Here is a 3,482-nt window from a genome sequence, read left to right as displayed (position 1 = left end):
AAAACGGCATCGTCGATCTTGTCCTCATCGATCTCCATCAACCGACGTTACCACGCGCGGCGCCCGAAATCCCGCGGCCCTGCTCGGATGGATACCGTAAAGGATGCTTGGCATTACCTCCTTCGAGGACAAGATGGCGCGGCGCGCTGCCCCGGTTTTGAACCAATCTGGGTGAAACGTCGACCGGATTGGAGCGCCTTATCTCGGTGTCCATGAAACCGGCAGCAGGCCACTGTGACGGACGCCGACTTAGCGGTGAAAGTGGAAGGCTCGATAGCGCTCGACGTTAACACGCCGAATAGAGAAGTTCCAGAACGAGGCGGAGACAGAAGCCCACAGAAGTTCAGTCTTCGGACACCCAAGACCTTCAGATGGAGTGTGATTGCCACGTGCGATAGAAGAGGATTGCGCACCGATTAGGCTTTGATCGTTTCCCTTAGTGTCGAGCCCGGATACTCCTTGCGGAAGACGCCACGCTTCTGGAGGATCGGGACCACCGATCTCGTGAACGTCTCGAAGGAGCCGGGCATTTCTGTGGGGCTCACAATGAAGCCATCGCAACCCTTCTTTTCGAATAATTCCTGAAGCTGGTCGGCCACGCTCTGGGGCGTCCCAACAACCTGAGGACAAAGCTCGCTCGTGGCAAAACGCTTGGCCGCTTCGCCGAGCGTGAGATTGATACCTTCCGTCCCTTTGAGGATGACGTCAATGGAGCCGCCCGAGCCGTTCTCCGTCGGGATCTCGTCAATACGCTTGTCGGCTGGATATCGCGACAAGTCGAGACCGGTATGAGCCGACACGAGCGCGATGCCGAGGTGAGCGTCCACCATTTCATTGATGTAAGCCTGCTTCTCGCGGGCGATCGATTCCGTTTCACCGATGATCGGGTCCACCGAGATGAGGATAGCGCAATCGTCCGGGTTCCGCCCAGCTTTGTCGGTGCGGTCCTTCATGTCGGCATAGAATTCCTGCATGTTCGGCAGCGAACGCTCGAGAGTAAAAACAAGCTCGGCGTAGCTCGCCGCAAACTTGCGCCCTCCCGGTGACGTTGCCGCCTGCATGATGACAGGGTGCCGCTGCGGGCTCGGGGGAACGGCGAACATGCCCCTCACCCCGACCAATTTTCCCGCGATCTCCGTGCGGCTCACTTTCCGCTCATCAATGAACATGCCGCTTTCTTTATCGACGACTAGCGCACCATCGGCCCACCCAGCCCACATGGCGCGAGAGATCTTGAGGACCTCCTCAGCGAGGTCATAGCGTTCGCCGCGCGGCGGCCGCGCTTCATTGCCGAAGTCCTGCGCCCCCAGGTCATTTGCGGAAGTCACGATATTCCAGGCGATCCGGCCGCCGCTCAGCACATCAAGCGAGGAAAGCAGGCGGGCAATCGAATATGGCTCCTGGGGACTCGTCGATATCGTTACGCCGAGTCCGATCCGCGATGTCGCCCGCGCCATTATCGCGACGAGCGGGACAGGGTCGAGTAAGGACATCTGCCCGCCCCTCGCCATGATGGTTTCATTGTAGAAGGACAGTGTGTCCGTGAAAAAAAGACCGTCAAATTTACCGACCTCAAGTGTCCGTGCCAGCGTTTCCCAGAATGCCGGGTCGAAAAACCTATTTTCGGATTCCGGATGGCGCCACATGGCGTGGTGATGGCACGTTGGCCCCGCCATAAGGAACGCTACGAACTTCATCTGACGCGACATTGCAGGCCCTTCAATTTGGTTTTGATCACTATCCCGCATTGAAGCAAAGATCGTGCCATGGCCGCGGTGAGGTAGGGCGCCTGGCGCTGGCAGAACAGAAACAGATTGCCTGACTTCAATTTCGAGTCAGAAGGGCTTTGCGCAATGCCGCCGTTGATCGATGAACTCGAGCTTTCCACAGTGCTCTGACATGCCCTTTCGCGAAGAATTGCGACCTCGCGTCCCTGGGTGGGATCGGTGAGGCGGTCCCAACCGTGCGCGATCATCGCGCGCCCGGGTCAGATCAGCATGATGCGCTACGACTGTCCGGAGAGGGACCGCTATCGCCAGTGTGCTCTCTCCAAGCGTCCGCCATTTCTGAAGGACGCAAAAGCATCGTCAATAGATCGTCTCGAGTCAACCAAACGAGCCAATCGTCGTCGTCGATTCCCTGAGCAGGCAAGCGCAGGAGTGCCCCGTGGGGCTCTCGGTGCCGATAACCACAGCGATCGGCTATGCCTTTTTCGATGTACCAGCCGGCGACTAGCCCGTAAATGAAATCCGGGGACCATTTGCTCCATGCGAGTCCAAACGCCAGCCGTCCAAGGAAAGCCATCAGGCCGCGTCCTCTAAAGTCCTCCCGTAACCACAAGTCACCGCGGTATGCTACTAGCCCGGTGATGCTGTGAGCGGTCGGAGCGTCACAGCTACACGCGGAACCAACCCCGGCTCGGAGACCGGGATCCGCAAAGCAGGCTCTGAGCGACCGGAGGTGCTCAGCAAGGCTGGTGTTGGATATATTATCTAAACGCATTGCCTGGACATGCGCTACCTTTTGTTCTCCGTCCCGCCCCACGATCCAAAAGGCTCTTCCTGGTTGTAAATCGGAACAATCCGGATGGAAGTTTGGATAAGTCGGAGACTTTCCGGGGAGTCTGCTGGTGATACCAATATACTCCTTAAAATCATCGCCCATCGTAAGCGTGAGGCCGGACTGGCGCGCCAGCTCCTCTGCTGTAGCGATGTACTTAGAAATCTCAAGCGTGGTCACGTTGCTCGGCATGCTTGTACGTCCTGGTCAAAAAAGGGTACATGGCTTTTACTGCCCTTGAGCAATCATCGATACTGCGGCATCTGGTAGTTGACACATCCGCTCTCGACTGGGCCCTTCGTGGGTCTTCCTCCCGCCCAAGAGGCGACGACCGCTGCCCTGGTTGTCGGGGGCCAGTGTCGCAGGGCGTGATGCGTTGAGACGCCAATTAGATGACTCTAGCCGCAGGTATCGCCAGAATTGTTAATTTAATCTTTGCAAAACCAGTAGGCTTCCGATGAGAGCGGATCTGCCGTGAGGCGTTCCTGCCCTGCCTAAGCTAAGCTTGACCTGTACAAAATCCCTTGGGAATTTCAGGTTTGTAGCGGCGGTGCTGATCTTCCACGTACTGGCAGGGTCGCACGAGGCAATTTGAGCGGGGTGAATCAATTCGCCGCAGTCTCTTTGACTTGCCTGTTCCGCACATCCTTCGCCAACGGGGGGTATGTTCTTCCGGTTGGAAGCGAAGCAGAAGCGCTCCTAGCGAAAGCGCACAAACTCGCTGACCGTTCACGAAGCGATCTTCAGCGTTTCATAATGCCTTGCTACCTCGACTCCGCAGTGTGCCTTGCACGGGGGGGACTTTCAGCGCTCGTTGAGACGGCTATCAAGGAGGCGCCGGGCTCAGGCGCAATCTTCGGCTTCCGCGGAAAACGCGCCGACCGTATCAAACTTCTGTGGTGGGACGGCCAAGGGTTCTGCCT

The 3,482-nt window shown here is 57.6% G+C and carries 2 protein-coding genes; one reads left to right on the top strand and one right to left on the bottom strand.

Going from position 1 to position 3,482, the window contains the following annotated elements:
• Positions 1–416: 416 nt before the first annotated feature.
• The gene (locus GGI60_RS31555; RefSeq protein WP_246720547.1) at positions 417–1,709 is read right to left on the bottom strand and encodes an LLM class flavin-dependent oxidoreductase; all 1,293 of its coding nucleotides are present in this window, start codon (positions 1,707–1,709) and stop codon (positions 417–419) included.
• Positions 1,710–3,315: 1,606 nt separating this feature from the next.
• Here GGI60_RS31555 and tnpB point away from each other — a divergent pair.
• A partial coding sequence (tnpB, locus tag GGI60_RS32600) for an IS66 family insertion sequence element accessory protein TnpB (protein ID WP_281414090.1) occupies positions 3,316–3,482 on the top strand: 167 nt, incomplete at its 3' end.

This window comes from Rhizobium lentis (genome assembly GCF_014200175.1).
In the GTDB taxonomy this organism is placed as follows: domain Bacteria; phylum Pseudomonadota; class Alphaproteobacteria; order Rhizobiales; family Rhizobiaceae; genus Rhizobium; species Rhizobium mulingense.
The sequence above is the reverse complement of the archived record's forward strand: the minus strand, read 5'-3'. Positions and strand labels throughout refer to the sequence as shown.

Excerpts from the sequence above, each read along its gene's own strand:
- GGI60_RS31555 (WP_246720547.1), bottom strand. The coding sequence starts at position 1,709 with ATGTCGCGTCAGATGAAGTTCGTAGCGTTCCTTATGGCGGGGCCAACG.